Origin of the sequence: Pseudomonas sp. PS02303, assembly GCF_029959925.1 — a bacterium.
GTDB lineage: Bacteria > Pseudomonadota > Gammaproteobacteria > Pseudomonadales > Pseudomonadaceae > Aquipseudomonas > Aquipseudomonas mandelii.
In genome coordinates this window covers 1-6202 of sequence record NZ_JASCOM010000314.1, presented here as the reverse complement: position 1 = coordinate 6202, position 6202 = coordinate 1, and the positions used below count along the sequence as shown (strand labels likewise).

The 6202-nt window shown below is 62.8% G+C and carries 3 protein-coding genes; all 3 read left to right on the top strand.

Annotation, left to right across the window (positions count from 1 at the left end):
* Window positions 1-4058: Ig-like domain-containing protein (locus QMX98_RS31315; protein ID WP_282411916.1), on the top strand; the 4058-nt coding region annotated here is incomplete at its 5' end.
* A 41-nt stretch (window positions 4059-4099) separates the two neighbouring features.
* On the top strand, window positions 4100-5614 hold the full coding sequence (locus QMX98_RS31310; RefSeq protein WP_282411915.1) for a TolC family protein: 1515 nt from the start codon (window positions 4100-4102) through the stop codon (window positions 5612-5614).
* Window positions 5598-6202 (top strand): adenylyl-sulfate kinase (cysC, locus tag QMX98_RS31305; RefSeq protein ID WP_282411914.1); only part of this gene is annotated, 605 nt, incomplete at its 3' end. The genes QMX98_RS31310 and cysC, both read left to right, overlap by 17 nt.

Below are 6202 nucleotides of genomic sequence, written 5' to 3'. Positions count from 1 at the left end.
CGACCTTTACCCCGAGCGCCAGCATCAACGATACGACCAACCTGGTCACCCTGAACAACACCGGCATCGCGGATCTGGCGGGCAACGCCGGCAGCGGCACTACCGATTCCAACAACTACGCCATCGATACGCTCCGCCCTACCGCGACCATCGTCCTGGCAGACCCGACCCTGAGTGCCGGCGAAACTTCGCTGGTGACGATTACGTTCTCCGAGGCCGTCAGTGGTTTCACCAACGCTGACCTGACGATTGCCAATGGCACGTTGACGGCTGTGAGCAGCAGCGACGGTGGCATCACCTGGACCGCGACCTTCACGCCTACCGTTGGCGTGAATGACCTGACCAACGTCATCACCGTGGCCAATACCGGCGTGGCCGACCTTGCCGGCAATACCGGCAGCGGCACCACCAACTCCGGCAACTACACCATCGACACCGTGCTGCCGACCGCCACCATCGTGGTCGCCGACAACGCCCTGAACATAGGCGAAACCTCGCTGGTGACCATCACCTTCTCCGAAGCAGTGACCGGTTTCAGCAACGCCGACCTGACTATCGCCAACGGCACGCTCAGCGCGGTGAGCAGCAGTGACGGCGGCATCACCTGGACGGCCACGTTCACGCCGACCGGCAGCATTACCGACGCGACCAACCTGATCGTGCTCAACAACAGCGGTGTGCAAAACGGTTCGGGCAATGCCGGCAGCGGCACCACCAACTCCAACAACTACGCCATCGACACCGTGCGCCCGACGGCCACCATCGTGGTGGCGGACACCACGATGGCGCTGGGCCAAACCTCGTTGGTCACCATCACGTTCAGCGAGGCGGTCAGCGGTTTCTCCAATGCCGACCTGACCATCGCCAACGGCACATTGAGTGCGGTGAGCAGCAGCGACGGCGGCATCACCTGGACGGCGACCTTCACCCCGAGTGCCAGCGTCAATGACACGACTAACCTGATCACCCTGGACAACACCGGCATCGCGGATCTGGCGGGCAACGCCGGCAGCGGCACTACCGATTCCAACAACTACGCCATCGATACGCTCCGCCCTACCGCGACCATCGTCCTGGCAGACCCGACCCTGAGTGCCGGCGAAACTTCGCTGGTGACCATCACCTTCTCCGAGGCCGTCAGTGGTTTCACCAACGCTGACCTGACGATTGCCAACGGCACGTTAACCGCCGTGAGCAGCAGCGACGGTGGCATCACCTGGACCGCGACCTTCACGCCCACCGTCGGCGTGAATGACCTGACCAACGTCATCACCTTGGCCAATACCGGCGTGGCTGACCTTGCTGGCAATACCGGCAGCGGCACCACCAATTCCGGCAACTACACCATCGACACCGTGCTGCCGACCGCCACCATCGTGGTCGCCGACAACGCCCTGAACATCGGCGAAACCTCGCTGGTGACCATCACCTTCTCCGAAGCAGTGACCGGTTTCAGCAACGCCGACCTGACTATCGCCAACGGCACGCTCAGCGCGGTGAGCAGCAGTGACGGCGGCATCACCTGGACGGCGACTTTCACGCCGACCACCAGCATCACCGATGCCACCAACCTGATTACCCTGGACAACAGCGGTGTGCAAAATGCCTCGGGCAACGTGGGCAGCGGCACCACCGATTCGAACAACTACGCCATCGACACCGTGCGCCCGACGGCCACCATCGTGGTGGCGGACACCACGCTGGCGCTGGGCCAAACCTCGCTGGTCACCATCACGTTCAGCGAGGCGGTCAGCGGTTTCTCCAATGCCGACCTGACTATTGCCAACGGCACATTGAGTGCGGTGAGCAGCAGCGACGGCGGCATCACCTGGACGGCAACCTTCACGCCGACTGTCAGCGTCAACGATGCGACTAACCTCATCACGCTGGACAACACCGGCATCGTCGACCTGGCCGGTAACGCGGGCAGCGGCACCACCGACTCCAACAACTACGTGATCGACAGCCTGCGCCCGACCGCCACCATCGTCTTGAGTGATACGACTCTGAAACCGGGCGAAACCTCACTGGTGACCATCACCTTCAGCGAGGCGGTCAGCGGTTTCGACAACAGCGACTTGAGCATCGCCAACGGCACGTTGAGCGCCGTCAGCAGCAGCGATGGCGGGATCACCTGGACCGCGACTTTCACCCCGACCCTCGGCGTAACCGATGCGACCAACCTCATCACCCTGAACAACACCGGCATAGCAGACCAGGCCGGTAACGCCGGTACGGGCACCACCAACTCCGCCAACTACGTGGTGGAAACCCAAGTGCCGACCGCGACCATCGTGATCGCCGACAACGCCCTCAAGGCCGGCGAAACTTCAGGCGTGACCATCACCTTCAGCGAAGCGGTGAGTGGTTTCAGCAACGCTGACCTGACCATCGCCAACGGCACGCTGAGCAATGTCTCGTCCAGCGACGGCGGCGTCACCTGGACGGCGACCTTCACGCCAACGGTCGACGTGACGGACAGCAGCAACCTGATCAGCCTCGACAACAGCGGTGTGATCAATGCATCAGGCAACAGCGGCGTGGGCGTGACCGATTCCAATAATTACGCCGTCGACACGGCGCGGCCGACCGCCACCATCGTGGTCGCGGACAATCGCCTCGGTATTGGCGAGACCACCACGGTAACCATCACCTTCAGCGAAGCGGTGTCCGGTTTCGACTTGTCGGACCTCAGCGTGGCCAACGGTGTGCTGTCCAACCTGGCCAGCAGCGACGGCGGCGTGACCTGGACCGCGACCCTGACGCCGACGGCGAACATCAACGACACCACCAACCTGATCCTGCTCGACACCGGCAACGTGGCCGACGCGGCAGGCAATGCCGGTGCCGCGATTGCCATTTCCAACAACTACGCCCTCGATGCCACGCGCCCGACCGCCACCATCGTGGTCGCCAATTCGCATTTGGGTATTGGCCAGACCACGCTCGTGACCTTCACCTTCAGCGAGGTGGTCAGCGACTTCGACTTGTCGGATTTGAGCGTGACCAACGGCGAGTTGAGCAACCTGGCCAGCAGTGACGGCGGCAAGACCTGGACCGCGACCTTCACGCCCACCGCGAATATGTCCGATCCGAGCAACTTCATCGCCCTCGACACCAGCAATGTCGCCGACCTGGCAGGCAATACCGGCAGCAGCTTCGCTGTGTCCAACAATTACGCCATCGACGGTGAACGGCCGACCGTCACCGTCGTGGTCGCCAACCCCAACATTGGCGTCGGACAGACGTCGCTGGTGACGATCACGTTCAACGAAGCAGTGAGCGGTTTCGACCTGTCCGACATCAATGTGGCCAACGGCACGTTGTCCGACCTGTCCAGCAGCGACGGCGGTACAACCTGGACCGCGATGCTGACGCCTACCAACAATGTCAGCAACGGCAGCAACGTGATCAGCCTGAACATCGCGGGCGTCAGTGACGGTTCGGGCAATGCCGGCAGCGGCGCCAGCCAGTCGAATAACTTCGCGATCAACACCGTATCGACCCCAAGTGTGTTGGTGCCGGTCGATCCGGTGATCCCCGTCTCGCAACCCGTAACCGTTGCTGAGCAACCGAACGCGCCGCTGCAACCGATCATTTTCGCCGCGCCAACGGGTGCGCTGGGCTCGCCGCTGACCTTTACCCCGCTGTTCGAAGACCGGGTGATCGGCAACGGCATCCGGCCGCTGGGGGACATTTTCATCAACCGCGGCGCGCTGACCCGCAGCTTCATCGCCCAGGTATTCAGCAGCAGCGACAGTGGCGGCGATGGGTCAGGTCACGGTTTCCTTGGCTTTGGGGGGGGCGATGGCGGGGTATTCAGCACCAGTACGCTGTCGAGTCTGTTCAATCAGGACACCAGCAGTGAACGCGACTCACTGAACTCGTTCGGCAGTCATTCGATCAAGGACTCGGATGTTTCCCAAGGACTGCGTGGCGTGTTTGGCGCGCTGACGCTGAACCAGCAATTGCAACAACTCAAAGACACCGAGCAACGGCAGGTCGACAGCCTGGCCGCAGCGTTGAAACAGGTCGGCATCAGCGAAATGCAGGCCTGAAATAACCATAAAATCAGTGCAGCACTCAGGGGCAGTCAAGGATGAATAGAAGTCACTCGTTGTTGTGCGTCAGCCTGCTGGCGCTTGCGATAAGCGGATGTGCCGTCAAAAGTGAACCGATCGAACGCAGCGTCAGCGAACAGCGCGCCAAGAGCGATCTGCAAAATATGTACACCGGCCAGGAGCCGCTCAGTGGTCCGCTGACCTTGCACCAGGCCATGGCCCGAGCGGTGAAGTACAACCTTGAAGGCCGGCTCAAGATCATGGAAGAGGCATTGGCCAAGCGCCAACTCGACCTCGCCAGTTTCGACATGCTGCCGCGCATGGCCCTGGATGCAGGCTACGTCGGGCGTAGCAACGTTGGCGCCTCCAGCAGCCAGAGCGTACTGACCGGCACCCAGTCTTTGGAACCGTCGACCTCCCAGGACCGCGACCGCCGAGTGGCCGACCTGACCATGGTGTGGAACGTCCTCGACTTCGGCGTCAGCTACATCAGTGCCAAGCAACAAGGCGACCAGCGCCTGATTGTTCAGGAACGTCGGCGCAAGGTCATCAACACCATCGTCCAGGACGTGCGCTCGGCCTATTGGCGAGCGGTGGCCGCCGAACGTTTGCTCACGCAGATCGACAGCCTGATGGCGCGGGTCGATACGGCACGCGGCAACAGCCAAAGCATGAGCACCCAACGCATCGGCGATCCGATCCAGGCGCTGGGTTACCAGCGTTCGCTGATCGAGGCGACCCGCCAGCTGCAAGAGCAACGCCGGGCGCTGTCCCTGGCCAAAACCGAACTGGCGACTCTGATCAACCTGCCGATGGGCACCGATCTGAAATTGGCGACCCCGGACGACTACTCGATTCCGCAGTTGAAGGTCGGCATGGCCAGCCTGGAGCATGAAGCCCTGGCCAGCCGTCCGGAGCTGCGCGAACAGGATTACCAGACCCGCATCAGCACTGCCGAAACCCGTAAAGCCATGCTGCGGCTGTTGCCGGGGCTGGAGTTTTCGGCAGGTGGGCATTACGACAGCAACTCGTTTCTGGTCAATGACAAGTGGGCCGACTACGGTGTGAAGCTGACCTGGAACCTGTTCAACGTGATTTCCGCACCGGCCGCGATCAACGTGGCCAAGGCCGGCGAAGAGGTCGCCAAGGCACGGCGCCAGGCCATGTCCATCGCGGTGCTGGCCCAGCTCTATGTGGTGAACGCCAACTACCAGGAAGCGCTGAATCAGTTCCAGACCAACCAGGAACTCTCGAGCATCGACGGGGAGATTCTGGGGCAATTGCGCAACCGTCATCAGGCGGCGGGACTTGGTGAACTGGACCTGATCCAGGGTGAACTGAACACGTTGCAGGCGGATTTGCGCCGGGACCTGTCCTATGCCGATCTGCGTAACGCCTACGGCCAGATCTTCGCCAGCGCCGGCCTCGATCCGATGCCGGACGAGGTGCAATCCACCGAAGTCCAATCCATCGCCACCGCCTTGGCCAACCGCGAAGCGGCGTGGGCGTCGGGCAATATCAGTGTGCCGGTGACCCATGCTCCGGTCCAATAACCTGCTGGCGCCGACCGCGAGCATCAATCGCGAACAACGGGAGACCCGCAATGGTCATCACGGCACCGCGATCCTGCTGACCGGTTTGCCGGCGGCGGGTAAATCGACGCTGGCCCAGGCCCTGCACGCTGAGTTGTTCGAGCGCGGCGTGCAGAGCGTGGTGCTCGATGGCGACGGCTTGCGGGTCGGGCTCAATCGTGACCTGGGCTTTTCCGACAGCGATCGTCTGGAGAACATCCGCCGCGCCAGCGAACTCGCGGCGCTGTTGGTGGAGAACGGGCAGATCGTCATTCTCGCGATGATCGCGCCGCTGGTGGAGTTGCGTGAGGTGTTCGCTCGCCGTCTGGGTGAGGATTATCGCGAAGTCTGGTGCAGCGCTTCGTTGGCGGTGTGCGAGCAGCGTGATCCCAAAGGTCATTATGCGCGGGCGCGTCGTGGTGACCTGGCGGGATTTACCGGGATTTCCGCGCCCTATGAACCGCCGCCGTCCGCCTCTCTGGTGCTCGACACCGGCGTGGGGGGGGGGGGGGGGGGGGGGGGGGGCCCGGGCGCGCCGGCGGCGGGGGGGGGGGGGGGGGGCCGCGGGGG

Excerpts from the sequence above, each read along its gene's own strand:
- QMX98_RS31310 (WP_282411915.1), top strand. The coding sequence starts at position 4,100 with ATGAATAGAAGTCACTCGTTGTTGTGCGTCAGCCTGCTGGCGCTTGCG.